This window comes from Arthrobacter sp. SE2 (assembly GCF_058244265.1).
This window is the reverse complement of record NZ_JBZAYA010000018.1, coordinates 54,371-81,004: the sequence shown is the minus strand read 5'-3', so window position 1 is coordinate 81,004 and position 26,634 is coordinate 54,371. Positions and strand designations below refer to the sequence as shown.

23 protein-coding genes are annotated in these 26,634 nt (G+C 63.2%); 6 read left to right on the top strand and 17 right to left on the bottom strand.

All coding sequences use genetic code 11. The annotated features are described in order from the left end of the window. Positions 1-88: 88 nt before the first annotated feature. From AC4CS3_RS19865 to AC4CS3_RS19845, 5 genes are all read right to left on the bottom strand, one after another. Complete coding sequence (locus AC4CS3_RS19865; protein ID WP_490784873.1) at positions 89-490, bottom strand: cytochrome c oxidase subunit 4; 402 nt, start codon at positions 488-490, stop codon at positions 89-91. Then, positions 487-2,205 (bottom strand): aa3-type cytochrome oxidase subunit I, encoded by a 1,719-nt coding sequence (ctaD, locus tag AC4CS3_RS19860; protein WP_059390002.1) that lies wholly within the window; start codon positions 2,203-2,205, stop codon positions 487-489. The genes AC4CS3_RS19865 and ctaD overlap by 4 nt, the downstream gene beginning before the upstream one ends. 10 nt (positions 2,206-2,215) lie before the next feature. Then, the gene (ctaC, locus tag AC4CS3_RS19855; protein ID WP_490784872.1) at positions 2,216-3,088 is read right to left on the bottom strand and encodes an aa3-type cytochrome oxidase subunit II; all 873 of its coding nucleotides are present in this window, start codon (positions 3,086-3,088) and stop codon (positions 2,216-2,218) included. A gap of 182 nt (positions 3,089-3,270) precedes the next feature. After that, positions 3,271-3,657 carry a HesB/IscA family protein gene (locus AC4CS3_RS19850; protein ID WP_364534712.1) on the bottom strand — a complete coding sequence of 129 codons (387 nt, stop codon included), beginning with the start codon at positions 3,655-3,657 and terminating at the stop codon, positions 3,271-3,273. Between the two features lie 169 nt (positions 3,658-3,826). Continuing rightward, the gene (locus AC4CS3_RS19845) at positions 3,827-5,254 is read right to left on the bottom strand and encodes a dipeptidase (RefSeq protein WP_490784871.1); all 1,428 of its coding nucleotides are present in this window, start codon (positions 5,252-5,254) and stop codon (positions 3,827-3,829) included. Between the two features lie 121 nt (positions 5,255-5,375). Here AC4CS3_RS19845 and AC4CS3_RS19840 point away from each other — a divergent pair, with 121 nt between their 5' ends. Then, a complete protein-coding gene (locus AC4CS3_RS19840) occupies positions 5,376-5,969 on the top strand; it encodes a DUF3043 domain-containing protein (RefSeq protein WP_441414345.1) in 594 nt (197 codons plus the stop codon). Positions 5,970-6,101: 132 nt separating this feature from the next. Here the strand turns inward: AC4CS3_RS19840 and AC4CS3_RS19835 are convergent, their stop codons facing one another. Then, on the bottom strand, positions 6,102-7,169 hold the full coding sequence (locus tag AC4CS3_RS19835; RefSeq protein WP_490784870.1) for a quinone-dependent dihydroorotate dehydrogenase: 1,068 nt from the start codon (positions 7,167-7,169) through the stop codon (positions 6,102-6,104). 68 nt (positions 7,170-7,237) lie between these two features. Between AC4CS3_RS19835 and AC4CS3_RS19830 the strand changes: the two genes are divergently transcribed. Genes AC4CS3_RS19830 through AC4CS3_RS19820 form a run of 3 tightly spaced genes read left to right on the top strand, consistent with a single transcriptional unit; the run spans position 7,238 to position 11,046 of the window. Further along, positions 7,238-8,920 carry an FAD-binding dehydrogenase gene (locus tag AC4CS3_RS19830; RefSeq protein WP_490784869.1) on the top strand — a complete coding sequence of 561 codons (1,683 nt, stop codon included), beginning with the start codon at positions 7,238-7,240 and terminating at the stop codon, positions 8,918-8,920. Positions 8,921-8,929: 9 nt separating this feature from the next. After that, the gene (locus AC4CS3_RS19825) at positions 8,930-9,976 is read left to right on the top strand and encodes an alpha/beta hydrolase (RefSeq protein ID WP_490784868.1); all 1,047 of its coding nucleotides are present in this window, start codon (positions 8,930-8,932) and stop codon (positions 9,974-9,976) included. Beyond that, positions 9,973-11,046, top strand: a complete 1,074-nt coding sequence (locus AC4CS3_RS19820) for an alpha/beta hydrolase (RefSeq protein ID WP_490784867.1) — start codon at positions 9,973-9,975, stop codon at positions 11,044-11,046. Before AC4CS3_RS19825 ends, AC4CS3_RS19820 begins: the two co-directional genes overlap by 4 nt. Before the next feature lie 39 nt (positions 11,047-11,085). Here the strand turns inward: AC4CS3_RS19820 and AC4CS3_RS19815 are convergent, their stop codons facing one another. From AC4CS3_RS19815 to leuA, 3 genes are all read right to left on the bottom strand, one after another. After that, positions 11,086-11,904, bottom strand: coding sequence for an isoprenyl transferase (locus AC4CS3_RS19815; protein WP_490784866.1), 819 nt, complete (start codon positions 11,902-11,904; stop codon positions 11,086-11,088). 2 nt (positions 11,905-11,906) lie between these two features. Continuing rightward, positions 11,907-12,662 carry a DNA repair protein RecO gene (gene recO / locus AC4CS3_RS19810; RefSeq protein WP_404496959.1) on the bottom strand — a complete coding sequence of 252 codons (756 nt, stop codon included), beginning with the start codon at positions 12,660-12,662 and terminating at the stop codon, positions 11,907-11,909. 83 nt (positions 12,663-12,745) lie between these two features. Further along, positions 12,746-14,485, bottom strand: coding sequence for a 2-isopropylmalate synthase (gene leuA / locus AC4CS3_RS19805; protein ID WP_490784865.1), 1,740 nt, complete (start codon positions 14,483-14,485; stop codon positions 12,746-12,748). A 252-nt stretch (positions 14,486-14,737) separates the two neighbouring features. Here leuA and AC4CS3_RS19800 point away from each other — a divergent pair, with 252 nt between their 5' ends. Beyond that, complete coding sequence (locus AC4CS3_RS19800) at positions 14,738-16,690, top strand: M13 family metallopeptidase (protein WP_490784864.1); 1,953 nt, start codon at positions 14,738-14,740, stop codon at positions 16,688-16,690. Between the two features lie 10 nt (positions 16,691-16,700). Here the strand turns inward: AC4CS3_RS19800 and AC4CS3_RS19795 are convergent, their stop codons facing one another. The 5 genes from AC4CS3_RS19795 to AC4CS3_RS19775 all read right to left on the bottom strand — a co-directional run bounded on the left by AC4CS3_RS19795 (position 16,701) and on the right by AC4CS3_RS19775 (position 22,173). After that, a complete protein-coding gene (locus AC4CS3_RS19795; RefSeq protein WP_490784863.1) occupies positions 16,701-18,266 on the bottom strand; it encodes an LCP family protein in 1,566 nt (521 codons plus the stop codon). A gap of 74 nt (positions 18,267-18,340) precedes the next feature. After that, positions 18,341-19,303 (bottom strand): GTPase Era, encoded by a 963-nt coding sequence (era, locus tag AC4CS3_RS19790; RefSeq protein ID WP_345447466.1) that lies wholly within the window; start codon positions 19,301-19,303, stop codon positions 18,341-18,343. Continuing rightward, complete coding sequence (locus AC4CS3_RS19785) at positions 19,287-20,618, bottom strand: hemolysin family protein (protein WP_490784862.1); 1,332 nt, start codon at positions 20,616-20,618, stop codon at positions 19,287-19,289. Before AC4CS3_RS19785 ends, era begins: the two co-directional genes overlap by 17 nt. After that, positions 20,615-21,088, bottom strand: coding sequence for an rRNA maturation RNase YbeY (ybeY, locus tag AC4CS3_RS19780; RefSeq protein ID WP_490784861.1), 474 nt, complete (start codon positions 21,086-21,088; stop codon positions 20,615-20,617). Before ybeY ends, AC4CS3_RS19785 begins: the two co-directional genes overlap by 4 nt. After that, positions 21,085-22,173, bottom strand: a complete 1,089-nt coding sequence (locus AC4CS3_RS19775; RefSeq protein WP_490784860.1) for a PhoH family protein — start codon at positions 22,171-22,173, stop codon at positions 21,085-21,087. Before AC4CS3_RS19775 ends, ybeY begins: the two co-directional genes overlap by 4 nt. Before the next feature lie 421 nt (positions 22,174-22,594). On the opposite strand from AC4CS3_RS19775, the gene AC4CS3_RS19770 reads away from it, so the two are divergent. Then, positions 22,595-23,482 (top strand): GerMN domain-containing protein, encoded by an 888-nt coding sequence (locus AC4CS3_RS19770; RefSeq protein WP_490784859.1) that lies wholly within the window; start codon positions 22,595-22,597, stop codon positions 23,480-23,482. A 33-nt stretch (positions 23,483-23,515) separates the two neighbouring features. Here AC4CS3_RS19770 and AC4CS3_RS19765 read toward each other — a convergent pair whose 3' ends face one another. The 3 genes from AC4CS3_RS19765 to hrcA form a co-directional block, all read right to left on the bottom strand. Then, entirely contained in the window at positions 23,516-24,292 is a 777-nt protein-coding gene (locus AC4CS3_RS19765) for a 16S rRNA (uracil(1498)-N(3))-methyltransferase (protein ID WP_490784858.1), read from the bottom strand. A gap of 2 nt (positions 24,293-24,294) precedes the next feature. Then, the gene (gene dnaJ / locus AC4CS3_RS19760; protein ID WP_490784857.1) at positions 24,295-25,425 is read right to left on the bottom strand and encodes a molecular chaperone DnaJ; all 1,131 of its coding nucleotides are present in this window, start codon (positions 25,423-25,425) and stop codon (positions 24,295-24,297) included. A 67-nt stretch (positions 25,426-25,492) separates the two neighbouring features. Then, positions 25,493-26,506 (bottom strand): heat-inducible transcriptional repressor HrcA, encoded by a 1,014-nt coding sequence (gene hrcA, locus AC4CS3_RS19755; RefSeq protein ID WP_490784856.1) that lies wholly within the window; start codon positions 26,504-26,506, stop codon positions 25,493-25,495. Positions 26,507-26,634: the final 128 nt, after the last annotated feature.

Below are 26,634 nucleotides of genomic sequence, written 5' to 3'. Positions count from 1 at the left end.
GGTCGTTGCAACTCCCAAAAATTCTGGGTGTTGCAACGACCGCTAGAACCCAAGATTGGTGGGGCCCGCCGTCGTTGTTCAAGTACTTCTAATGCGCGTGGTCTCCACGGCTGTATTCGAAGACCCAACCGACCAAGGCCACGAGGGCAAGGCCAGCGGCGACGAACGTGATCCAGAAACCTACGGCAAGGCCAAGGAAGCCACCGGCACAGGCCAGGCCGAGGACCAGCGGCCACCAGCTCCAGGGGCTGAAGTGTCCCTGCTCGCCGGCGCCCTCGTGGATCTCAGCGTCCGGTCGGTCTTCCGGGCGCATGCCGACTCGCTTACCGGTGAAACCGAGGTAGCCGCCGATCATGCCTGCCAGGCCACCGACCAGGAGAATGCCGAGGGTTCCGACCCACTCAGACCAGTGGGTCAGGAAGCCGTAGGCCAGTGCGACGGGGACGAAGAAAAAGCTCCCGGCTCCAAAAATCCATGATTCGATTTTCACTTGGCGTCCTTCTGATCAGCGTTGCCGAGCACCTTTGCTGCCGGCTCGGGGCTCTGTGCAGTGTGGTGCTGAGCGAGTTCCGGGTGGTGGAGGTCCAGGGCAGGACGTTCGGACCGGATGCGGGGCAGCGAGGTGAAGTTGTGTCGCGGCGGCGGGCAGGATGTGGCCCACTCGAGCGAAGCGCCGAAGCCCCAGGGATCGTCCACTTCCACCTTCTTGTTGCTGCGCCAGGTGATGTAGACGTTCCAGAAGAACGGCAGGAGCGAGGCGCCGAGCACGAAGGACGAAATGGTGGAGAACTGGTTCATCCAAGTGAAGCCGTCCTGCGGCATGTAGTCCGCGTAGCGTCGGGGCATGCCCTCGACGCCGAGCCAGTGCTGGATCAGGAACGTGCCGTGGAAGCCCAGGAACAGAAGCCAGAAGTGGATCTTGCCGAGGCGCTCGTTGAGCATCTTTCCGGTCCACTTGGGCCACCAGAAGTAGAAGCCTGCGAACATGGCGAACACGACAGTTCCGAAGACGACGTAGTGGAAGTGCGCTACGACGAAGTAGGAGTCCGAGACGTGGAAGTCGAGCGGCGGGGAGGCCAGGATGATGCCGGTCAGGCCGCCGAAGAGGAAGGTGACCAGGAAGCCGATGCTCCAGAGCATGGGCGTCTCGAAGGTAATTGAGCCTTGCCACAGCGTGCCGATCCAGTTGAAGAACTTCACGCCGGTGGGTACCGCGATCAGCATCGTCATGAAGGAGAAGAACGGCAGCAGCACCGATCCGGTGACGTACATGTGGTGTGCCCAGACGGTAACCGACAGGGCGGCAATGGCGATCGTCGCGTAGACCAGGCCCTTGTAGCCGAAGATCGGTTTACGGCTGAACACCGGGAAGATTTCAGACACGATGCCGAAGAACGGCAGCGCAATGATGTAAACCTCCGGGTGGCCGAAGAACCAGAACAGGTGCTGCCACAAGACAGCCCCGCCGTTCTCCGGGTCGAAGATGTGTGCGCCGAAGCGGCGGTCGGCACCGAGCGCGAAGAGCGCGGCGGCGAGCGGCGGGAAGGCCATGAGAACCAGGATTGCCGTCACGAGGGTGTTCCAGGTGAAGATCGGCATGCGCCACATCGTCATGCCGGGAGCGCGCATGCAGATGATCGTGGTAATGAAGTTCACGGCACCCAGGATGGTTCCGAAACCGGACAAAGCCAGGCCGAAGACCCACAGGTCTCCGCCCACGCCCGGGGTGAACGTCGTGTCCGACAAGGGGGCATAGGCGAACCAGCCGAAGGAGGCGGCACCCTGCGGGGTGATGAAGCCGGACACCGCGATGGTGGAGCCGAAGAGGAAGAACCAGAAGGCCAGTGCGTTCAGTCGCGGGAAGGCAACATCGGGGGCACCGATCTGAAGAGGCATGATGACGTTCGCGAAGCCTGCGAAGAGCGGCGTCGCAAACATCAGCAGCATCACGGTGCCGTGCATCGTGAAGAGCTGGTTGTACTGTTCCTTGGTCTGCAGGATCTGCATGCCGGGCTCGAAGAGCTCGGCGCGGATCAGCAGCGCCATGACACCACCCAGGCAGAAGAACACGAAGGACGCGATCAGGTACATGTACCCAATGGTCTTGTGGTCGGTGGAGGTGATCCAGTTGACGACGATGCGTCCCTTGGACTTCGGTACTACCGGAGCGTCAAGGACTCCGGCGGATTGAGTGTAAGTAGCCACGTCGCTTCCCTTAATTCTTTGCGTTCAGGTTCGGGTTGCGGTCGTACTTCGAATCGAGAAGACCGGTGTTGCCGCTCTGGCGAAGTTGGTCCATGTGAGCCTGGAACTCAGCCTCGGAAACGACCTTCACGCGGAACAGCATCTCTGAGTGGTATTCACCGCAAAGTTCGGCGCACTTGCCGTCATAGGTGCCCTCCTTGGTGGGGGTCAACCTGATGTAGTTGGTCTTGCCGGGGATCATGTCGCGCTTCTGAAGGAACGCGGGCACCCAGAAAGAGTGGATGACGTCGCGGGAGTTCAATTCCAGGTCAACCGACTTGTTGACCGGCAGGTACAAGGTGGGGAGCTTGTCCTTGTCCACGTTGTTGCCCGTGAGGTGCGCCTGAACGCCGGCCTCGTGAAGGTCTTCGGCGATGACCGGGCCCTTCACGTAATTGAAGTCCCAAGCCCACTGCTTGCCGCGGACGTCAATCGTGACGTCAGCCGCCTGGGAGCGGTCATCGATTGCACGCTGGTCCTGATCGGTGAAGTAGAAGAACACCAGCACCATGAACAGCGGAATGGTCAAATAAAAGACCTCCAGAGGGAGGTTGTAGCTAAGCTGCTTGGGGAAACCCGTGGTGCCCTTGCGGCGGCGGTAGGCGATGATGCACCAGACCAGCAAGCCCCAAGTAATAATGCCGACGGCGAGGGCGGCGATCCATGAGTTGACCCAGAGGTCCATGATCCGATCGGTGTTGCTGGTGGTTCCACGTTCCGTGGGCAACCAGCCTTTTTCTACCTCTGGTGAACATCCGGTCAAAACCAACGCGCCGGCTAGTGCCAAGCCAGTGATCGAGGTGATCTTTATGCGTCGGCTGCCGGTTCGGTTCTGCGAACTCACAGACGGCCCTTCCTCTTGTTGCTGCAGCCCGGCCGGCCGGAAGCCCACCGGGCACACTAAAGTTTTACTACCCGATGTAGAGCTTACCGCTACCGAGCGGTTTTCGCCGACATGCTGGCCCAGTGCGTCGGCCCGGGTTCAACCCGTTCCTGAACTGGGCCAACAGTCTGCGAATGCCCGGGTTAGTGGAACGAATCGCCGCAGGCGCAAGACCCGCCGGCATTGGGGTTGTCGATGGTGAAGCCCTGCTTCGAGATCGTGTCCTCGAAGTCGATGCTGGCACCGCTCAGGTAAGGCACGCTCATCTTGTCGACAACCACTTCGACGCCGTCATAATCGCGGACAGCATCGCCGTCGAGCAGGCGCTCGTCGAAGTAGAGCTGGTAGATCAGGCCCGAGCATCCGCCCGGCTGAACAGCGACGCGGAGCCGCAAGTCCGTGCGGCCTTCTTGTTCGAGAAGGCTACGGACCTTACCTGCGGCGACATCGGTCAACTTGACCTCGTGCTCAGGAAGCTCGCTGCCTGCGAGCTGTGCTCCGGTGCTGTTTTCGTTGGTTGCAGTGCTCATTGGCCTACCTTCTTATGAAGCTCTTGGCGGCTGCGCCTTCGCGCTGCCTGCCCTTACCCAAATACGTGCGGGCTATAGCTACATGCTACGTCGAGCCGGCGTATAGCTATAACTTCTAACGTAACCGCAGGGAGCGTTACCTTGTTCCCCGGTCGATGCAGGTGGGGGCTCAGAGGCCTTCCGTGTTCAACCTGGCGAGCATCAGTGCCTCAGCCAGGACCGCATTGCGGAAATCGCCGATGTGAAGCGATTCGTTGGCGCTGTGGGCCCGTGAGTCAGGGTCCTCGACGCCAGTCACCAGGATCTGGACATCGGGATAGGTTTCCGTGAGATCCGCGATGAACGGTATGGATCCACCGATCCCCATTTCAACAGCGGGCACGCCCCAGGCTTCACCGAGTGCCCACATCGCGATCCGGGCAGCTGGCGATTCTGTATCTGTGGAGAAGGCGTTGCCGCGCTCCCCCGGTACGAACGTCACCTTCGCTCCGAAGGGCGCGTTCGCCTGCAGGTGCCTTCCCACGGCGTCCATGGCGGCATCGGGATCCTGCCCGGGGGCCAAGCGCAGGCTGAACTTTGCCCGCGCGGAGGGAAGCAGCGTGTTGGATGCGACGTCGACGGCGGGTGCGTCGATGCCGATGATGGACAACGCGGGCTTGGTCCAGAGCCTTGAGGCGATGCTGCCGCTGCCGGCGAGCCGTACGCCGTCGAGCACGGAGGCGTCGGCGCGGTACTGCTCCTCATCAACGTCCTCTACTACGTCATCCTTGGCTACCAGGCCCTCGATGGCCACGTTGCCGTCGTCGTCGTGCAGGGTGGCGATGAGGCGGGACAGAAGGGTCGGCGCGTCCAGTACGGGACCGCCGAACATGCCGGAGTGCACTGCGTGATCCAGGACCCGAACTTCGAAGGTGCCGTCCACCAGTCCGCGGAGGCTTGTTGTCAGCGCGGGAACGCCGACTTTCCAATTGCTTGAATCCGCCACAACAATGACGTTCGCTTCGAGGAGCTCGCGGTGTGTTTCGAGGAAAGTGCGGAACGTCGGCGAGCCCGCCTCCTCTTCGCCCTCAAAGAACAAGGTGACCCCAAGGCCGAAATCGTCTGCCAGCACCTGGGTTACAGCGGCATAAGAAGCCAGGTGGGCCATGATTCCGGCCTTGTCGTCGGCTGCGCCACGGCCGTAAAGGCGGCCATCCCGCTCTTCGGCGACGAAGGGCTCGGTGTCCCACAAGGTCACGTCGCCCGGCGGCTGCACATCGTGGTGCGCGTAAAGCAGGATCGTTGCTTTGCCCGGCGCGGCAACGCGGCGAGCAACGATGGCGGGGCCTCCGGGAGTCCCGTCGGCCTTGTCGCAGCGCAGGATCTGCACGTCGGGGAAGCCCGACTCGCGGACCAGCGACGCAACAGCCTCGGCGCTCCGCTCCAGTTCCGCCGGGTCAAAGCTGGGCCAGGCGATCCCAGGGATGGCGACCAGGTCCTTCAAACGGGTCATCGTCTCGTCGAAGGAAGCATCGATCGAGGACTTGAGCGCATCAACATTGATTGTGCCGGAGCCGCCGGAAAAGGTCTGCGGGATCTCCGCATTCATTGAAGTCATGGCGAAAACACTACCGCCGGGAGTGGCCCTGGGGAACCGGACCTGGCGGTGTGGCGGGCTCATTCCTGGGGCGGCACGTCACGTCGACTTTGGGGCGGTTCCTGCGGGGTATTCTGTAGTGGTGTTTGGACGTAAAAAGGATGAGCCGAGCGCTCAAGACCCAGTAGACCAGCTTGCCGCCGATGCCGCCGTGAAAGGCGCTGGCAAGGGCGCTCCCACGCCCAAGCGCAAGGAACAAGAAGCGGCCCGCAAACGCCCCCTCGTGCCGACGGACCGCAAGGCCTCGAAGGAAGCCGAGCGCATTGCCGTGCAGGATCAGCGCCAGAAAATGCGCCAGGCCTTGGACACCGGGGACGAGAAGTACCTGCCGCTGCGGGACAAGGGGCCCCAGAAGCGTTTTGCGCGCGACTATGTCGATGCCCGTTTCAGCCTAGGTGAGTACTTGATGTTCGGGGCCTTGCTGTTCGTGGTCATCTCCTTCGTCATTCCTTCAGGAAGCGACGCCCTGAGCTACATCCTGATCGGCTTCTGGGTCATGTTCCTGGCTGTCTTCGCGGATGTGTTCATCCTTTCCCGCAAGTTGCGCAAGGGCTTGACGCAGAAGTTCGGCGACGTCGAGCGTGGCACGGTCTGGTACGGCAGCATGCGTTCCCTGCAATTCCGTCGCCTGCGCCTGCCGAAACCGCAGGTGCAGCGAGGCCAGTACCCCGCTTAATACCCCCGACCGCCAAGGACAACAGTCCGACGGATCAAAAAGACCCTGGAACAGCTGTTCCAGGGTCTTTTTGTCCGCACTTGGCGGTTCAGGTGCAGTTCACATGCTCGTCTCCCTGCTTAGCGGCGACGCTTAACTGCGACGTTTGGCCAAGGCCTTGTTGATGCCGGCGGCCCAGAACGGACCTTCGTAGAGGAATGCCGTGTATCCCTGAACGAGGGTTGCCCCGGCATCGAGCCGCTCCTGCACGTCGGCCCCGGACTGCACGCCGCCGACCGCGATGAGCACGAGGCCCTCCCCCACCGCAGCCTTCAGCCGGCGCAATACCTCGAGCGAACGCCCCTTGAGCGGCGCACCGGAGAGTCCGCCGGCGCCGCACGCTTCCACGTTGCCTGGATCCGAAACCAGGCCTTCCCGGCCGATGGTGGTGTTTGTGGCGATGATCCCGTCGAGCTTGAGGTCCAAGGCGAGCCGGGCGACGTCGTCGATGTCTTCGTCGCTCAGATCCGGCGCGATCTTGACGAGCAGCGGCACGTGGCGGCCGGCGGATTCGTCCGCGGCTTCTCCGACCGCTCGCAGGAGGGGGCGAAGCGTCTCGACGTTCTGGAGCAGTCGCAGTCCCGGCGTGTTGGGCGAGCTCACGTTCACTACCAGGTAGTCGGCGGCGGGTGCCAGGCTGCGGGCGCTGACCAAATAGTCCTCAACGGCGTCGTCGAGCTCGACAATCTTGGTCTTGCCGATATTGACTCCGATCACGGGACGAACGCCCGAATGCGTCCGCTGCAAAGCCGCCCTCGCAGCCTTGAGCCGCGGGGCCACGGCCGCCGCGCCGTCGTTGTTGAAGCCCATGCGGTTGATCACGGCCTTGTCCTCGATCAGGCGGAAGAGCCGTGGCTTCTCGTTGCCGGGCTGCGCCTGGCCGGTGATCGTTCCCACTTCCACGTGGCCGAAGCCCAGTTCAGCGAGGGCCTCGATTCCGTGGCCCTCTTTGTCGAAGCCGGCCGCAAGGCCGAAGGGCGAAGGGAACGTCAGCCCGAAAGCCTCCGTGCGCAGGGAGGGGTGCGGAGCCGTCATTTTGGCCAGGACGCGTCCTGCGCCTGAGCGGTGTGCGTAGCGGATCGCCTGGAAGCCGATCTTGTGGGCTTTTTCGGCATCCATCCAGGAGAAGGCCAGCTTGAAGAATGTGGGGTAAACGCGCATGGTCCTAGTTTTCCGGTTTACGGGTCGCGCACCAAACCAGGGCGGTTACCGGGCGGTAGCATGTACGAATGCCGAGCAATCCACGTGATGGAGTTCACTCCCAGGCAATCATCGAAGCCGATGTCGTCATTATTGGCGCGGGATTGTCGGGACTGGTCGCCGCCGCCCAAGCCTACGCCGACGGCAAACGGGTTGCTGTCCTGGACCAGGAGCCTTCGGCGTCCGTGGGCGGCCAGGCACATTGGTCTTTCGGTGGCTTGTTCCTGGTCAACTCCTCCGAGCAGCGGAGGCTGGGCGTCAAGGACAGTGCCGAGCTCGCCTTGAGCGACTGGCTGGCGTCCGCGGCCTTTGACCGGCCGGAAGACTCCTGGGCCCGGCGGTGGGCAGAAGCTTACGTGGATTTCGCCGCCGGCGAGAAGCGCCGGTGGCTGAACTCGCTTGGCGTGCGGCTCTTTCCGCTCGTTCAGTGGGCCGAACGCGGCGGCTATGGTCCCCAAGGCCACGGCAACACCGTCCCGCGGTTCCACGTCACGTGGGGCACGGGACCCGGCGTCGTGCAACCGTTCCTGGCGAAAGTGCTCGAAGGCGCGGCCCGCGGGAGGATATCCCTCCACTTCCGGCACCGCGCCACGCAGATCACGACGACGGCGGGCCGCGTCACCGGGGTCGGCGGCGAGATCCTGGAAGCGTCCGGAGCCGGACGCGGCGAAGCGTCGCCAAGGACCGTCGTCGGGCATTTTGCGGCGACCGCGGGAGCGGTCATCGTGACCACCGGCGGGATCGGCGGGAACCACGCTTTGGTGCGGAGGCAATGGCCCGGCGGGAGTGCGCCGGAACACATGCTCAGCGGTGTTCCCGCATCGGTCGACGGCGAGTTCCTCGCTGCCGCCGCAGCCGCCGGAGGGCGGCTCATCAATGGCGACCGTATGTGGCACTACCCCGAAGGCATCCACAACCACTCCCCTGTGTGGCCTTCGCATGGCATCCGGATACTGCCCGGTCCGTCGTCGCTGTGGATTGACGCGACGGGAAGGCAGCCGCCAGCCCCGCTGTTTCCGGGCTTCGACTCGCTGGGCGCCCTCCGGCATATCCTGGCGAGCGGGCACGGGCATTCGTGGTTTGTGTGCAACCGCACCATCGCGCTGAAGGAGTTCGCCCTCTCAGGCTCGGAACAGAACCCGGACCTCACTGGCAAGGACATCAGGCTCCTTGCCTCCCGGCTCAGTCCCGGCAGCGACTCGCCGTTGCGCCTCTTCCTCGACCGTGGCGTGGACTTCCTGCAAGCCGCAACGGCCGCTGAGCTCGCCGCGAAAATGAACGCGCTGACAGGTTCAGCGCTGATAGATCCCGTCCGGCTCGATTCACTCATCCAGGATCGGGACCTGCAAGTGGCGAGCGGGCTGGGCAAGGATCCGCAGCTCGCCGCGATCCGGGCAGCCCGGCGATTCGCCACCGACAAGATCATGCGGGTGGCCCCTCCGCACCGGCTGACCGACCCGAAACACGGCCCGCTCCTGGCTGTCCGGCTCTGTGTCCTGACGCGTAAGAGCCTCGGCGGACTTCAGACGGATCTGCGTTCACGCGTGCTCGACGATTCCGGAGTTCCCGTCCCGGGCTTGTATGCGGCGGGCGAGGCTGCCGGCTTCGGCGGTGGAGGAATCCATGGCTACCGGGCATTGGAAGGAACGTTCCTCGGCGGCTGCCTGTTCTCCGGACGCGCAGCCGGGCGCGATGCCGCGGCGAGTGTCTAAGCTGTTCCCATGGAGTGGCAGACCGATATCCTCGGTGCGGACTTCGAAAGTTGCGCATTCGAGGCGGCCGGACCTGATGGAGTTGTCCGGCGCGCAACGCTCGTCCGCCATGTCCCGCGCCAGGGCACCGGAAGCCCGGGTGATTCTCTCCCGCCGGCCAACCGTTCGGTCCTGTTCCTGCACGGCTGGAGCGACTACTTTTTCAACGTTGCCCTCGCGGAGTTCTGGACTGGACAAGGCTTCCATTTCTACGCGTTGGACATGCACAACCATGGCCGCAGCCTGCAGGCAGACACACCTGGCGGTTACGTTGAGCACCTGAACGACTACGACGCCGAAATCAGCAAAGCCATCGACATGATCCGTTCCGCAGACCAGCGTGGACAGGAAGCCTGTTCATTGACCCTCATGGGACATTCCACCGGGGGCCTCGTAGCCGCTTTGTGGGCCAGCAGCCACCCCGGCTCCGTCCAGTACCTCGTACTCAATAGCCCGTGGCTTGAAATGCACGGAAGTTCCGTGGTCCGCCGTGCCGCGCAGACGATGGTGAAGCCGCTCGCACGGTTCTGGCCCAAGACAATCCTGCGCTTGCCCGAACGCGGCTTCTACTTCCGCAGCATCAGCAGCTCGGCCGAGGGAGAATGGCTCCTCGACGAAAAATACCGCCCGCCTTTGGCTTTCCCCATGCGGGCCGGCTGGCTCAACGCGGTCCTCAGCGGCCACACGAGGGTAGCCCGGGGGCTGAGGATAGACATCCCGATCCTGGTCTTGATTTCCGGGGCGAGCGCCAACGGCATGGTCTGGCAGGAGTCCATGCGGCGTTCGGACGCCGTCCTGGACGTCAACACCATTGCCGTCCGCGCCATGACCCTTGGCCGGACCGTCACCCTGGAACGGGTGGATGGCGGACTCCACGATGTCTTCCTGTCGGCCGGTCCGGTACGCGCCGACGCTTACGCCAGGCTTGCGCGCTGGATTCACGGGTACATCACCAACGGGCCAGGAACGGATCGTGCGGGAGGCCACGAGCTTGGACAATCGGGGGAAGCGCCATGACCACGGAACTGGGATTGCCGGTCTGGCAACGGGACTTTCTGGGCGGCGGTTTCGAGGCCTTGGAGCTCGAACTTCCACCGGACGAAGAGGGACCGGTCTGCGCCACCCTCGTCCGGCACGTCCGCCCGGCGGCCGCACCATCGGTGCCGCACGGACTGCTGGATGCGCTCACGGCATTCACTCGACGCCGGCGCCGGAGCGACGTTCCCGTTACCAAGGGGCCGCCGAGGGTGGTGCTGTATCTCCACGGCTGGGCCGACTACTTCATGCAGACGGAACTGGCCGAGTTCCTGGGCGCCTCGGGGTTCCATTTCTATGCGCTCGACCTGCGCAAATTCGGGCGGAGCCTGCGGCCGGGCCAGACTCCCGGCTACACCACAGACCTGACGGTCTATGACGAAGACCTCGACGCCGCCCTGCAGGCCATCCGGCAGGATATCGCCGAGCTGACGGGCAGCGCCGACGCACCTACCATCCACCTCCTGGCCCATTCGCTGGGCGGCCTGATCGCGGCGCTCTGGGCTGACCGGAATCCCGGCCGCGTTGCCACACTGACGTTGAATTCGCCGTGGCTGGAGCTCCAAGGCAGCAGCCTCATCCGCAGTATGGCGATGCGTCTTGTGGAACCGTTTGCGCGCACGGACCCCAAGCGTCCATTCCGTTTCCCGGAGATGCCGGCCTACTGGGAAAGCGTGAGCAACCTGGCCCACGGCGAATGGACCCTTGATCCGGAATGGAGGCCGCGGGCGTCCTTCCCGATCCGCGCAGGGTGGACCAAGGCAGTCCTGGCGGGCCACGCCGCCGTCGAACGCAAACTCAATATCGACGCGCCGGTGCTCGTGTTGCTTTCCGGCCGGACCCGGATCCAGGCTGAGTGGACCGCGGAGCTTATGCGCGTCGACGCCGTGATCGACGTCGAACAGACCGCCCGCCGGGCACTGGGCCTCGGGCGCCGGACAGCGGTATTCCGCTATCCGGGTGCACTCCACGATGTGTTCCTGTCACGGCGTACCGTCCGGCAGCAGGCCTACCGGGACGTGGCCATCTGGTTGGCTTCCTATCCGGACTGAGCCGTTTCAAAGCACGCTCGTGCTAATTCTGGGTCGCGGTCAGCGGGGTGCCGCGGCGTCTACCGCGCCTCCATAGCGGCGGTCCCGTTTGGCATAGATCTCGACGGCGTCCCACAAAGTCCTGCGATCAACGTCGGGCCACAGCGTGTCCATGAAGACGAACTCCGCATAGGCCGATTGCCACAAGAGGAAGTTCGAGAGGCGCTGCTCACCTGAACTGCGCAAAAACATGTCCACATCCGGAAGGTCCGGTTCATCGAGGTACTTCTGGATGGTCTTCTCGGTCACGGAGCCGGGCTTCAGGCGCCCATCAGCCACATCCTGGGCAATCGCGGCCACGGCATCGGCGATTTCGGCGCGCCCGCCGTAGTTAACACACATCGTCAAGGTGCACGTGTCGTTGCCGCGCGTGTACTCCTCGGCTTCCTCCAGCTCCTTGATGACGGAGCCCCAAAGCTTGGGCCGCCGGCCTGCCCAGCGGATCCGCACGCCCCATTCGTCGAGCTGGTTGCGCTGCCGACGTAGCACGTCCTTGTTAAATCCCATGAGGAAGCGCACCTCTTCAGGCGAACGGCGCCAGTTTTCGGTGGAGAAAGCGTAGACACTGACGTACTTGATGCCCAGTTCGATCGCACCCGCCATCACATCCAGCAGGGCCGGCTCCCCGGCCTTGTGGCCCTCGATGCGGGGAAGGCCGCGCTGGTTCGCCCAGCGGCCGTTGCCGTCCATGACGATCGCCACGTGCCGCGGTACCAGTTCGGCAGGGATGGCCGGCGGCCTGGCGCCCGAGGGATGGTGGTAGGGGGCCCTCACCGGGGTGGTCCGCGCCGTTGCCGTCTTCTTTTTTCCCAGTGCCACTTTCAGCTTCGCTCCACATGTTTGAGGGACTTCAATGCTCGTTCAAGGTGCCATTGCAGGTAACTCGCCACCAGTCCGGCGGCCTCCCGTCGATGCAAGGTTTCGGACACATCCGCAGTAGCCCAGTCTCCCGTCAGCAGCGCACCCAGCAAGACGACGGTCTCGGGAGCGGGTGCCGGCGAACCGGGCGGGCGGCAGTCGTTGCAGATCATTCCGCCCAAGGGAGCGGAGAAAGCTGTGTGCGGACCTCTCGCCCCGCAGCGGGCGCAATCCGTGAAACTGGGCGCCCAACCGCCGGTTGCCAAAGCACGGAGCAGGTATGAGTCGAGAATGAGTTCCGGCGGGTGGTCGGAACGGCTCAACGCGGCAAGTGCCCCGACAAGGAGGTTGTATTGGGCGGTTCCCGAATCGGCGTCGGCGTCCGTCAGCTTTTCTGCAGTCTCCGTCATGGCGGCAGCGGCAGTGTACCGGGAGTAATCGGCCGCGATCGAGCTCCCATAGGCACCTTTGGCGACAGCCTGGGTGACGATGTCCAAGGTGCGGCCGGAAACGAGTTGCAGGTCAGCCACCATGAACGGCTCCAAGCGGGCACCGAACCGGCTACTGGTACGCCGTACGCCCTTGGCAACCGCCCTTACTTGTCCGTGGTGCTTTGTCAGCAAAGTGATGATGCGGTCCGCTTCGCCCAGTTTGTGGGTGCGCAGCACTACGGCATCGTCCCGATAGGACCGCGCTGCAAACGACGAAGGATTGGCCACAGTTAATCTTCGCACCACACCGGGCCTTATCGGGTCCGGCGAAGCCGTGCGGCGCCGTGTTGACGGCACCGCACGGCAAATGGCTATGCCCGGACGGCCCGGATGGCTCGGTTGACGGCGGAGATGACTGCCTTGAGCGCAGCGGTGCTCGTGTTGGGATCGATACCGACTCCCCAGAGGACCCGCTCGCCAACGGCGCATTCAACATATGCTGCGGCAGTGGCGCTGCCACCTTCGGAAAGGGCATGTTCCGAGTAGTCCAGGACGCGGACGTCCACGCCGTCTTGACGCAGGATGTCCAGCATGGCCGCGATCGGGCCGTTGCCCGTGCCGGTTCGCTGGACCACCGTGCCGTCAATGCGCAGGGCTGCATGCAGGGAAAGCTCGCCGGACTCATCGGTCTCGGTGCGGATGGAACCCAGCGAATAGCGTCCCCACTGGCCATCGGCTGTGCTGGCCGGCAGGTACTCGTCCTGGAACATCGCCCACAGCTGGGCTCCACTGACTTCGCCGCCCACGGTGTCGGTGCGGTGCTGGATGACGCCGGAGAACTCGATTTGTGCCCGGCGCGGCAGGTCCAGGCTGTGCTCGTTCTTGAGCAAGTACGCCACACCGCCTTTGCCGGACTGGGAGTTGACGCGGATGACGGCCTCGTAGCTGCGGCCCAGGTCCTTCGGATCGATCGGCAGGTAGGGAACCTGCCATGTGAAGTCGTCGACGGCCTTGCCGGCCGCGGCAGCGTCCTGCTCGAGGGCTTCGAAACCCTTCTTGATGGCGTCCTGGTGCGAACCGGAGAATGCCGTGAACACGAGGTCGCCGCCATACGGGGAACGCTCGGGAACGGGCAACTGGTTGCAGTACTCTACGGTCCTGCGTACCTCGTCGATGTCCGAGAAGTCGATCATCGGATCGACGCCTTGGACGAACATGTTGAGGCCCAGGGTGACCAGGTCCACGTTGCCGGTACGCTCGCCGTTTCCGAACAAGCAGCCTTCGATGCGGTCGGCGCCGGCCAGGTAGCCCAACTCAGCGGCGGCAACGCCTGTGCCGCGATCGTTGTGCGGGTGGAGGGAGATGATGATGCCGTCACGGGGGTGCAGGTTCCGGTGCATCCATTCGATGGAGTCCGCGTAGACATTGGGGGTAGCCATTTCCACGGTGGCGGGCAGGTTGATGATGACCTCCTTGTCCGCGGATGCTTCGAAGACGTCGGCGATCGCGTTGCAAACGCGTGCTGCGTACTCAAGTTCGGTCCCGGTGAAGGACTCCGGCGAGTACTCGTACGTGATGTGGGTGTCCGTGAGGGTTTCCTCGTACTTCTTGCACAAACGGGCGCCCTGGAGGGCGATGTCCAGGATCCCGTCCTCGTCCTGGTTGAACACGACGCGGCGCTGCAGGACCGACGTCGAGTTGTACAGGTGGACGATGGCCTGCTTGGCGCCGACGAGTGATTCGTAGGTGCGCTCGATCAGGTGTTCCCGCGCCTGGGTCAGGACCTGGATGGAGACGTCATCCGGAATGTGGCCGCCTTCGATGAGCTGCCGTACGAAGTCGAAGTCTGTCTGCGAAGCGGAGGGGAAGCCGACCTCGATTTCCTTGTAGCCCATCTTGACCAGCAGCTGGAACATTTTCAGCTTGCGGGCCGGGCTCATGGGGTCGATCAGGGCCTGGTTGCCGTCACGGAGGTCCACAGCGCACCAGCGCGGAGCCTTGGTGATGACCTTGTCCGGCCAAGTGCGGTCCGGCAGCTCGACACTGATCTGGTCCTGGAAAGGCAGGTACCGATGAATGGGCATTCCGGAGGGCTTTTGTGCGTTGCGCATGACTTAGGGGCCTTTTCTCTTAATCTTTGATGGAAGATTGGCCGGGCATAGCTAACTCCGCAGCGAGGGTTGGCCTAGCGAATGATCGCCTACGAGGCCCCGCCGCGGCAGCTAAGGAGAAGCATTCCTGCACGCACCATTTCACAGTAACACGGGTGCGTATGATGACAATGCAATACCAGAAGCAACGTCCACTATGCAGACGCGGTAACGGCGGTGAGCCGGTTCCGCTCGTCGTCCGAAGGAGTTCTTGTGCCACAGTCGGGGATCACACTGTCCAACATCGATGAAAGCGTCAGGCCGCAGGACGACCTTTACCAGCACGTCAACGGGGCGTGGCTGAAGTCGACGGTCATCCCCGACGACCGCCCCCTTGAGGGAACGTTCACCGCGCTGCGGGATGGCGCTGAACTGGCAGTCAAAGCGATCATCGAGGAAGCTGCCGCAAAGGGCGAGGACGCCAGCGGCATCGAACGCAAAGTAGGCGGGCTCTACAGCAGCTTCATGGACGAAGAAGCCACCGAAGCCAAGGGTATGGAGCCTATCCGCGCCAGGCTTGAGGACGTCTTTGCCACGGCTTCGCCGGCCGAAGTGGTTGCCCTGACCGGGCGGCTGTTCCGCTCGGATGTTTCCGGCCTGTTTTCCATCTATCCTGCTCCCGACGCCGGGAACCCGGACCGGGTCCTGTTGTACATCGGCCAGGGCGGCCTGGGCCTTCCCGACGAGTCCTACTATCGGGACGAGAAGTTCGAAGGCATTGTCAGCGCCTATGCGAAATATGTCGCCAAACTCTTCGGCCTGGCAGGCATTCCCGACGCCGAGGATGCCGCCGCGCGCGTCGTCGCCCTTGAAAAAGCCCTTGCCTCGCACCACTGGGACAACGTCACCCTTCGCGATCCGCAGAAGACCTACAACCTCAAGACCGCGGAGGAGGGCCGTGAACTATTCCCCTACCTTGACTCGTGGTTCGATTCTGCCCGGATTGAAGGAGACAAATTCACCGAGCTGGTGGTGAGCACTCCTGATTTCTTCGCCGGTGCGTCCTCCCTCGTCGAGACCGAGTCCCTTGCCACGTGGCAGGAGTGGCTGGCCCTGCGTGTGCTCAATGCCGCCGCCCCCTATCTCTCGTCGGCGTTCGTGGACGCAAACTTCGATTTCTACGGCACCACCCTGAGTGGCACTCCGCAGAACAAGGACCGCTGGAAGCGCGGAGTCGCCGTCGTCGAAGCCGCCCTTGGTGAGGCGGTCGGCCAGATCTACGTTGAGCGCCACTTCCCCGAAGGCTACAAGGCCAGGATGCAGACGCTGGTTGCCAAACTGATCGAGGCTTACCGCGAGAGCATAACGGCGCTCGACTGGATGGGCGACGACACCAAGGCTGAAGCGCTGAAAAAGCTTGAGGCCTTCCGGCCCAAGATTGGTTTCCCTGACAAGTGGATTGACTATTCCGCCGTCGACATTGATCCGAGTGATCTTCTGGGGAACGTCGAGCGGGCACACAACGCCGACGTCGACCGTCACCTCGACGAGGTCGGCAAGCCGGTCGATCTCGACAAGTGGCTTATGACCCCGCAGACGGTCAACGCGTATTACCACCCGATGCTGAACGAGATTGTCTTCCCCGCTGCCATCCTGCAACCGCCATTCTTCACGGCGGAAGCCGACGACGCGGTCAACTACGGAGGCATCGGCGCCATCATCGGCCATGAAATCGGCCATGGCTTCGACGACCAAGGCTCCCAGTTCGATGGGAGTGGAGCGCTGCGGAATTGGTGGAGCGAGGAAGACCGCAAGGCCTTCGAAGCACTGGCGGCGAAACTTGTTGCCCAGTTCGATGCCCTTGCCCCCTATGCCGCTCCCGAGCACAAGGTCAACGGGAAGCTCACGCTCGGCGAAAACATCGGCGATCTGGGCGGCCTGACCATCGCCTACAAGGCTTATCTCCTGAGCCTTGAGGGTTCGGAACCTCCCGTCCTCGAAGGCCTGACCGGCCAGCAGCGCTTCTTCATGTCCTGGGCTGCCGGCTGGCGCCAGGTCATTCGTCCCGAGGAAGCCATCCGGCGCGTAGCTACGGACCCGCACTCCCCCAACGAGTTCCGGACCAATGCCATCGCCAAGAACCTGGACTCGTTCCACGAGGCGTTCGCGGTGGAAGCCGGGGATGGAATGTGGTTGTCGCCTGAGGACCGCGTCAGCATCTGGTAGGCAGCAACAACTACCTCGCGATGAGTGCCGGGTTGACCGCCTGGCACTTCACGTCGCCTGCGGTCTGCTTGACGACGTCGGACGGTACGGAGGCAACTCCGTACTTGGTCCCGGAATTGAAGTCACTGCCGATATAGACCTGGACTCCGACGACACCCTTGGATAGTTCGACTTGCGAGGCCGGGATCCCTAGGAGATTCGCGACATCCGGCGCGACGTCGGCATAGCCGGTCCCATAATAGACAACCGTCTTGGGGACGGCGGCTGCAAGGAAGTGGGCGGCTTTCGTGAATCCGCCGCCAACCAGGGCAGCGGCGATCTCCTGTCCGCGGGACGCGACGCCCGTTCCGTCTGCGACGGTCACTGGCTGAAGGGCCTTGTCATAGGCCGGAACGGCGGGAGTGCTTGGCGCCGGTGCCGCGCTGCTGGACGGGGCGCCGGACGCCGCGGGCGAGGGACTGGCCGTGGCCCCCGGCGTGGTCAGGTCCAGGTTCGCGCGCATGGCGGCGAACAGCTGCGTGGCCTGCGGTTCAACCAATTCGAGCCTGTTGGGATCGACGGCGGCGGGCTGGGTGGGAACCGAGACGAACGCGACCTTGGACAAGTCAACGTCTTTGAGGCGGCTCCCGATGGTCAGGAGCGACTGGACCGATGCCAGGCCTTCATCCACGGTCAGGTTCTTTGTCACGGCATCCGCGATGGACAGCAGGCTCTGCGGATTGCTTAGCGTTCCGTCGGACTTGATCTTCCGGGTCAGCGAAGAGAGGAAACCCTGCTGCGCCTGGATGCGGCCGAGGTCACTTCCGTCGCCAAAACCGTGGCGGGTCCGGAGGAAGGCCAGGGCCTGCTCCCCTTGGACACTCGATGTTCCCTTGGGGAGTCGGAGTCCGGAATCAGGGTCGTAGACGGCGTCGCTCACGCACACGTTGACCCCGCCGACGGCGTTGGACAGCTCCTTGACGGCGTTGAAGTCGGCCATCATGAAGTGATCGATTTGCAGTCCCGTGAGCTTGTTCACTGTGTCCACGGCGCAACCGATCCCGGCTTCTGCCATCGCCGAGTTGATCATGACGTTGGAATGGGCTTCATAGACGGTATTGGTTTTGGGATCGGTGCACTTCGGAACATCCACCAGGAGGTCGCGGGGAAAGCTGGTGAGGCTCACCCTCCTGTTGTCCGCCGAAATGTCCAGCAGCATCATGACATCCGACTGGCCATAGCCGGTGGAGTCCTGGGTTGAACCGTATTGCGAGTTCTTTCCGTCCCTCGTGTCGGACCCGAGGATGAGGATCTGCTGGCGGTCCGTGGCGTCGTTTGCAGCGGCCTCGGTCCGGGGAGCGCCTGCCGACAAAGGTGCTTTGCTGATGTTCGACTGCAAGCGGATGACCCAGTAGGCGGCGAATGCGATACCTGCGACCAACAGCACCGACACCGTCACGGCGGTGACCTTAAGCCAGGGCGGGAGGCCCTTCGGAGCATTCATGTGGCGGGGGGTGCCGGGAGCTTCCCCGTGGCGTGCAGCGCCGCGGGCACCTATGGTGCCGGGCTCCTGAACGCGTGCATCGCGACGTCGCACGACTCGCTCGACCTTTCCTCGGAAAATGGGATTCGGACCATTTTACGGGCCCAAACTGGGAAATTCCCCAGCGGCTAGAATCCCAACTTCACGAGTTGCTTCGGGTCGCGCTGCCAGTCCTTGGCCACTTTGACGTGCAAGTCGAGGTAGATCTTGGTTCCCAAAAGGGCCTCAATGCCCTTGCGGGCGTTCGTTCCGACCTCGCGCAGCCGGCTTCCGGCCTTGCCGATGATGATGGCCTTCTGGGACGGGCGTTCAACGTACAAATTGACCCGCACGTCGAGGAGCGGGTTATCTTCGGAGCGGCCTTCGCGGGGCAGGATTTCCTCCACCACCACAGCCAACGAGTGGGGAAGCTCGTCCCGGACGCCTTCCAGGGCTGCTTCCCGGATAAGTTCGGCGACCATGACGGCCTCCGGTTCATCGGTGAGTTCGCCGTCCGGGTAGAGGGGCGGAGAAGGAGGCATGTGGCCGATGAGGACGTCGGCGACCGTACTGACCTGGAAGCCGTCGGTCGCGGAAACCGGAACGATATCGGCCCAGCCTTGTTCGCCGAGGACTTCGCGGCCCAACGCGGCCACAGCCAGGAGTTGTTCGGTCAAGGCCTGGCGGTCCACCAGGTCGGTCTTGGTGACAAGTGCGATGATCGGCTTGCGCCCGACGGCGGCGAGCTGGGCTGCAATGTATTTGTCGCCCGGTCCGATCTTCTCGTTGGCGGGCAGGCAGAAACCAATGGCGTCCACTTCGGAGAGGGTGTCCGCGACGAGATCGTTGAGCCGCTTGCCAAGGAGGGTGCGCGGGCGGTGCAGGCCAGGAGTGTCCACGAGGATAAGTTGTGCGTTCTCCCGATGGACAATGCCGCGGATCGTGTGCCTCGTGGTCTGCGGCTTTGCCGAGGTGATGGCCACCTTCTGGCCAACCAAAGCATTGGTGAGGGTGGACTTGCCGGCATTGGGACGGCCCACAAGAACCGAGAAACCCGCGTGGAAGCCGCCGAAGTCCTGATCGGCGTCGAACTTCTTATTGTGCTTGCTCACGTGGAACTCCCTGTTGCGTTGTGTCGGCCTCGTCGAGAAGGTCTTCAAGGTCAGTGTCTTCTTTTGGAATGGCTGCCGCAATGATATGGCTGACCCGGTTTCGCCGGCCTTCCAGCCTATCGGCTTTCAAGGAGATCCCATCCACCCTCACTGCGCTGCCTACGATCGGCACCTTGCCCAGGGTTTTGGCCAGGAGGCCGCCCACTGTGTCCACTTCGTCGTCGTCGAGGTCAATGTGGAAAAGCTCGCCGAGGTCGTCGATGCTCATCCGTGAACTGACGCGGTACGTGCCATCACCCAAGTCAGTGACTTCCGCATCGTTGGAGTCGTACTCATCCACGATCTCCCCCACGATTTCCTCGATGAGGTCCTCGAGGGTCACCAGCCCGGCCGTGCCGCCGTATTCGTCAATCACCACGGCCACATGCGTGGACTCTTGCTGGAGCTCGCTGAGGAGGTCGCTGACAGGCTTTGATTCGGGAACGAAACGGGCCTCGCGGGCTATGGCATCAACATCCTGGCGCACTGATGGCTGCTCCGGGCGGTGCAACGCGGCAGCGACGTCCTTCAAATAGAGAATGCCGCGGATCTGGTCCGCATTCTCGCCGATAACGGGGATCCTTGAGTATCCGGAGCGCAGGAACAGGGCCATGGCCTGCTCCAGGCTGGATCCGGACTCGATGCTCACAATGTCCGTTCGAGGGACCATCACCGAGCGCACTAGCGTGTCGCCGAAGTCGAAGACCGACTGGATGAGTTCGGCCTCGCTGTCCTCGATCATGTCGGATTCCGTGGCCCTGTCGACAAGTTCACGGAATTCTTCCTCGCTGAAGAAAGCTTCATCGCCGCTGGGCGCACCGGGTGCCACCACGCTGCCGATCCTCACGAGCCAGCCGGGAATGGGACCCAGGATCCAGCACAGGAACCTGATGAGCGGGGCAGAGTAGCGAACCACGCCGCCAGAGTGGGCGCGTCCGAGTTGACGGGGCGAAACGCCCACCAGAACGAAACCAATGACGGCCATGATGCCCGTCGCTGCCAAACCGGCAAGCCAGACGTTCTCGAGGAGGCTATGCATGACGACGGCGACGGCCACCGCTGCCGCCATCTCGAACCAGACCCGCCAGAAACGCAGCGCCCGGATGTGCGCAATTGGCTGCGCGAGGATGCTGCGAAGCGCATTCCCCCGGCTCTTGACGATGGCTTGCTCGGCATCGTGCCGCGGCAGGAAGGTGAAGGCAGCCTCAGCCGCGGTCAGCAGTGCGACGAAACTGAGGAACACCAACGCCATCCCGACCAGGATGAGCGAGGTCACAGCATGGTCTCCATGGGGGCGTCCTTGCCAAGGAACGCGGACAGCAGCTCACGCTGCAGGCCGAACATTTCTTCTTTTTCCTCCGGTTCGGCGTGGTCGAAACCGAGCAGGTGAAGGATCCCGTGCGTGCAGAGCAGGAGCATTTCATCCTGCGTCGAATGACCGGCGTTGCGCGCTTGTGCCTCGGCCACTTGCGGGCAGATGGCGATGTCGCCCAGCATGCCCTGCGGAGCAGGCTTACCAGGCGTTCCCGGCGTCAACTCATCCATCGGAACAGACAGGACATCTGTGGCGCCGGGTTCGTCCATGAGTTCGATGTGGAGCTTTTCCATGGCAGGCTCATCCACCAGGAGGATGGAAAGTTCGGCTTGGGGGTGAACGTAGAGCCGCTCGAAGATGAAGCGTGAAAGCGTCACCAATTGTGCCTCGTCCACCTGGACGCCGGACTCGTTGTTGACCTCTATGCTCATCGGTGTTCTCCCCGTTTGTCATGGATGGGCGTGTGCTGGACACGCGCCCGGTGCTTTTCATCCCATTTGCTGTACGCGATCACGATGTCGGCGACCAACCGGTGCCTGACGACGTCGGACGCGTCCAGCATCGTAAAGTTCACGCCGTCGATTCCGCTGAGGATTTCCTGGACGATGCGCAGCCCGGAGGTGGCACCGAAGGGCAGATCCACTTGGGTGATATCCCCCGTGACAACCATCTTGGAACCGAAGCCGAGCCGTGTCAGGAACATCTTCATCTGTTCCGCAGTGGTGTTCTGCGCCTCGTCAAGAATGATGAACGCGTCGTTGAGCGTGCGGCCGCGCATGTAAGCGAGCGGTGCTACCTCAATGGTCCCGGCGGCCATGAGCCGCGGGATCGATTCCGGGTCCATCATGTCGTGCAAGGCGTCGTACAAAGGGCGCAGATACGGATCGATCTTGTCGCTCAGCGTCCCCGGCAGGAAGCCGAGGCGCTCTCCGGCTTCGACGGCCGGCCTCGTGAGGATGATACGGCTGACTTCCTTGAGCTGCAGTGCCTGAACAGCCTTGGCGACGGCCAGATAAGTTTTGCCCGTGCCCGCAGGACCGATCCCGAAGATGACGGTGTTGTCGTCGATGGCGTCGACATAGTTCTTCTGGTTGAGCGTTTTGGGGCGGATGGTGCGCCCGCGGCTCGAAAGGATGTTGTGGGTCAGGACTTCCACGGGGTTTTGGAGGGACTGGCTGCGCAACAAGGACACGAGTTGCTGCAGCACGTCCGGGGTGATGACCGTGCCCTTGCCGACCAGGCCGCGGACTTCTTCCAGAAGCCGCATGATCCGGGGAACATCGCTCGACGGTCCGCTGAAGGAGAGCTCGTTGCCGCGCACATGAAAGTCGACGCCGGGGAACTGGGCTTCGATGTAGCGCAACGCCTCGTCATGGCTGCCAAGGGTCTGAACCATCTGATCCGAGTTGTCAAAGATGACAACTTCCGTCCGGGCGCCCGGGACAGAGTGTGGGAACTCGGCCGGACCTGTGTCAACGCTGCCGGCCTTGGGCCGCCCGTTCAATGATTCTGTCATAGTGCTGGCCTTGCGGCCTCTGCTCCTCCGGCTTGGTGATGTCCATCGATTTTCTCCGATGTCCGTCTGCTGGATGGGCGCACGATCGCGGGCCTCGGATTGCTTTCAATCCTACGCCAGCCAGTCTCCGGGGTGGTTCCAGACCGTGCCCGGCGGGGCCGCGGACGGCCGATCCATGCCGCTTTGGTATCAACTCGGCATCGACCTCGTATCAATCGGATTGCAGTTGGTCGCCGGGGTATCGAAACGCCAGCCGGGGCCCGGGAGACTGTGACAAGCTGATTCATGGGCAAAACGCCCCTGTGCCCGGCCACCGGGCGCATGACTCCCCCGCACCACCGCGGCCGAACACGAGCAGGAATCCACCATCACCAGGCCAGCCGTCACTCAACACGGCACACGCATCCGGAAACGCTCCGCGATGCTTGTGACCGCTTTGACGGCTGCCTTTTTCCTGTCGGGCTGCATTGCCGATCGCACGGGACAGGGATCAACGACTCCGATCCCCACCCCGACAGTTGCGCTGCAGACGGTGCCGGACAGCAATGCTCCGCTCGAAACAACCCAGGCCTCAAACAAGATCCCCGTGTATTGGATCGGGCGTAGCGACACGGACACCTTCCTGTACCGCGAATTCCGTGACAACCCTGGCAACGAGAACCCCATCACCACGGCCCTGCGGATCATGATGTCCCAGAAGCCGTTGGATCACGATTTCTTCACGCCGTGGCAGAACCCAGGCAGCCTGGCGACCTCGATTTCCGGTAAGAACGTCGTCACGGTCGATGTTTCCCGCGACGCGTTCAATTCCAATCTGGATCCCGGGATGGCTCAGCGGGCGGTCCAGGAACTCGTCTATACCGCCACCGCTGCGGCCGCGAGTTCAGGCCTGATCGACTCAGGACAGCAGATCAAGGTGACCATCCTGGTCGACGGGCACACGGACTACATGGCATTCGGGCAGGTCAAACTAGGCGATCCGATGGTCCGCGACGCATCCATGGTGGCGCCGGTGTGGATCATTGACCCCCAGGAGGATCTGACTTTGCCTGCCGGTCCGGTCAAGTTCAACGGCCGGAGCACGGACCCCTCGAAGAAACTGCATTGGCAAATCCTCCGCGAGAACTCAAACGGCGACAAGTCCTCCTACCTCGCCGGGCAGACCACTGCTTCTACCGTGCCCGGACAAGGTGGAGCCTTCAGCCTCACAGTGGGGCTCGGGGCGGGTCGCTATGAATTGCGGGTTTCCCTGGTGGGACCCAACGATGCCGACGTCGCGACGGATACCCGAAGTTTCACCGTTCGCTGAGGACGTTCGCTGATCCAGGACGTGCGCTACGGGCTACCAGCGCCCCAGAATGTCACTGGCCAGCACGACGGCGGCGGGTCCCGCCGTCGACGAGCGAAGCACGTGGTGGCCCAAGAGCGCGGTGACCGCGCCGACGTCGCTGAGCTTCGTCACTTCGCGCGGTGAAATGCCACCCTCCGGGCCGACGATGAGCAGGACTTCGCGACCCGCTCCGGTATCCGCGTCGAAAACCCCGGCCTGCCACTTGTCCAAGACATCCCGCAGCGGACGTTTCGCGTCCTCATGCAGGATGATCGCCAAGTCAGCCGCGGCAACCGCTGCAGCCAGGCCGGAGCCGTCGACGGCGGAACGCACCTCGGGAATCCACGCGCGCCGCGCCTGCTTTGCGGCTGCCGTGGCGACGGACTGCCACTTCGCGTGGGCTTTGGCCGCCCTGTCACCCTTCCAACGGACAATGGAACGCTCCGCCTGCCAGGGCACGACGGCGTCGATCCCGAGTTCCGTTGCCGTCTCGACGGCAAGTTCGTCACGGTCGCCCTTCGCGAGGGCCTGGACCAACACGAGCCGTACGGTTGGTTGGTGCTCCTCCTGGACAGCGGTGGCAAGGACTGTGAGGGTTCCCTGCCCGGATTCGGTCACGGTGCCCGTGAGCCGTTTTCCGGCGCCGTCGGCAATATCGACGGCTTCGCCGATTTCCAGGCGTTTGACGGTGACAGCATGCCTGGCTTCGGCGCCGTCGAGCACGAAAGTGTCACCAGGGCCGAGCCCGTCAAGCGTTCCGGCTGCGGTGAAGAATACGGGGTTGCTCACCGCTACAGGTTACCGAGCTTGTCCCGCAGCTTCGCGAACATCCCGCCGCTGGCCACAAGCTTGCCTTCGGTGAACTGCTCTCCGCGCAATTTTGCCAGTTGGCGAAGCAGGTCTTCCTGTGCGGCGTCGAGCTTGCCGGGCGTCTCAACGTGCAGGTGCACCTTGAGGTCTCCCCTGCCGTAGCCGCGGAGATGGGTGACGCCGAGTCCACGGAGGGTGATGACTTCGCCGGACTGCGTGCCGGACTTGACGTCGATCTCCTGGGGACCGTCGAAAGTCTCAAGCTGCAACTCGGTACCCAGTGCCGCGGCAGTCATGGGAACGCTCAGCGTGGCGTGAAGGTCGTCGCCTTCCCGGATGTAGGTGGAATCGCTGTTGACCCGGATCTCCACGTAGAGGTCACCGGGAGGACCGCCCGCGGGACCTGCTTCGCCTTGCGACGACAGCTGGATGCGGGTCCCGGTGGCGACGCCGCCAGGCACCTTGACGGTCAGTGAACGGCGGCTGCGGATGCGGCCCTGGCCGTTGCACTCATTACAAGGATCCTTGATGATCGAGCCGAAACCTTCGCACGATCCACACGGTGCGGCAGTCATGACCTGGCCGAGGATCGAGCGGACAGCCCGCTGGACCTGGCCCGAGCCGCCACAGATGTCGCAGCGCTCCGGGTGGGTGCCCGGACGGCAGCATGAGCCTTCGCACGTGGGACAGATGACAGCGGTGTCCACCTCAAGCTTTTTGTTGACACCGAACACTGCCTCGCGCAAGTCGATGCGCACACTGATCAGGGCGTCCTGCCCGCGGCGCATGCGTGATGCGGGGCCCTGCATGCCGCCTCCTCCTCCGCCGAAGAAGGTGTCGAAGATGTCTTGGAAGGCGAATCCTTGGCCCGCGTAGCCTCCGCCGAAACCGTTGTCGGTCCCGTTCTCGTTGCCGGTGGCGTCGTAGACGCGGCGCTTCTGGGGGTCGGAGAGGACCTCGTAAGCGTGGGTCACCGCCTTGAATTCCTCGGCAGCGCCCGCCCCGGGGTTCACATCGGGGTGCAGCTTGCGTGCGAGCTTGCGGTAGGCCTTCTTGATCTCCTCGCCGGTTGCTTCCGACGAGACGCCCAGAACGTCATAGTGACTGCTCAAAGTCGATATCTCTTCCTTGTTTACGGTTCCACTGCTTTTCTTGCGAGGCGGTTTCCAGCCGAGGCCGTCAGCCGCCCAGAATGCGGGAAAGGTAGCGTGCGACGGCACGGACGGCCGCCATGGTGTTGGGATAGTCCATGCGGGTGGGTCCAAGAATGCCGATCTTGGCACTGCTGCCCGGACCGTAGCCCGTGGCAACCACCGAAGCCTCGGACAGGCCGTCATAGGGGTTTTCGCGGCCGATGCTCACCGTGACGCCCCGGGGGTCCTCCGCCATGTCCGACAACAGCCGCAACATGACCACCTGCTCCTCAAGCGCTTCGAGGACCGGACCGATGCTCAAGGGGAAGTCCACGTTGGAGCGGGCCAGGTTTGCCGTGCCCGCCATGACCATGCGTTCGTCGCGGCTCCGCTCGGCAAGCCTTTCCAGGCCGTGGGCAAGGGCGCCCGCAAGGTTCCGAAGCGCCGGCGGGCACAAGGCAACCACCGAGGGCAGGACTTGCGGCATGAGGTCGAGCTGGGAGCCGGCAATGCTTCCAAGGAATCGCGCCCGCAAGGCCATGAGCTCTTCGTCAGTGGCGTCTGTCGCTGCGTGCACAACGCCCTGTTCCACTTTGCCCGAATCGGCGATCAACACCACCAAGACCTGGCGCGGTGCCAAAAGGACAAACTCAATGTGCCGGACACGCGCGCGGCTCAGGTGCGGATACTGGACGACGGCGACCTGGTTGGTCAGTTGGGAGAGGAGCCGGACGGTCCGCTCAAGGATGTCCTCGACGTCGTCTGGTCCCTCAAGCAACGAGTGGATGGCCCGGCGCTCGGCGGCCGAAAGCGGCTTGACCTCGGAAATACGGTCGACGAACAGGCGGTAGCCCTTGTCCGTAGGAATGCGGCCCGCACTGGTGTGTGGTGCTGCAATGAGGCCTTCTTCTTCCAAGAGGGCCATGTCATTGCGGATGGTGGCGCTCGACACTCCCAAATGGTGCCGTTCGACCAAGGCTTTGGAACCGACTGGCTCGCGGGAGTGAACGTAGTCCTCCACGATGGCGCGTAACACTTCAAGCTTGCGTGGTTCGCTCACTGCCCACCTCCATTCAACAGCCGGTACTCAACAATCCGGTATTTCAACAATTAGCACTCAACATGCCCAAGTGCTAACAAGTCTAGTATGAGCCACCTCGTTGTTAGCATTGGTACCGCTCGCGGCGA

Coding starts and splice junctions, on each gene's coding strand:
- AC4CS3_RS19820 (WP_490784867.1), top strand. CDS start 9,973: ATGACCACGGAACTGGGATTGCCGGTCTGGCAACGGGACTTTCTGGGC.
- AC4CS3_RS19835 (WP_490784870.1), bottom strand. CDS start 7,169: ATGCGCGTTTACCCCACATTCTTCAAGCTGGCCTTCTCCTGGATGGAT.
- leuA (WP_490784865.1), bottom strand. CDS start 14,485: ATGCGCAACGCACAAAAGCCCTCCGGAATGCCCATTCATCGGTACCTG.
- AC4CS3_RS19850 (WP_364534712.1), bottom strand. CDS start 3,657: ATGAGCACTGCAACCAACGAAAACAGCACCGGAGCACAGCTCGCAGGC.
- AC4CS3_RS19770 (WP_490784859.1), top strand. CDS start 22,595: ATGCTTGTGACCGCTTTGACGGCTGCCTTTTTCCTGTCGGGCTGCATT.
- AC4CS3_RS19845 (WP_490784871.1), bottom strand. CDS start 5,254: ATGACTTCAATGAATGCGGAGATCCCGCAGACCTTTTCCGGCGGCTCC.
- AC4CS3_RS19830 (WP_490784869.1), top strand. CDS start 7,238: ATGCCGAGCAATCCACGTGATGGAGTTCACTCCCAGGCAATCATCGAA.
- AC4CS3_RS19825 (WP_490784868.1), top strand. CDS start 8,930: ATGGAGTGGCAGACCGATATCCTCGGTGCGGACTTCGAAAGTTGCGCA.
- ybeY (WP_490784861.1), bottom strand. CDS start 21,088: ATGAGCATAGAGGTCAACAACGAGTCCGGCGTCCAGGTGGACGAGGCA.
- AC4CS3_RS19775 (WP_490784860.1), bottom strand. CDS start 22,173: ATGACAGAATCATTGAACGGGCGGCCCAAGGCCGGCAGCGTTGACACA.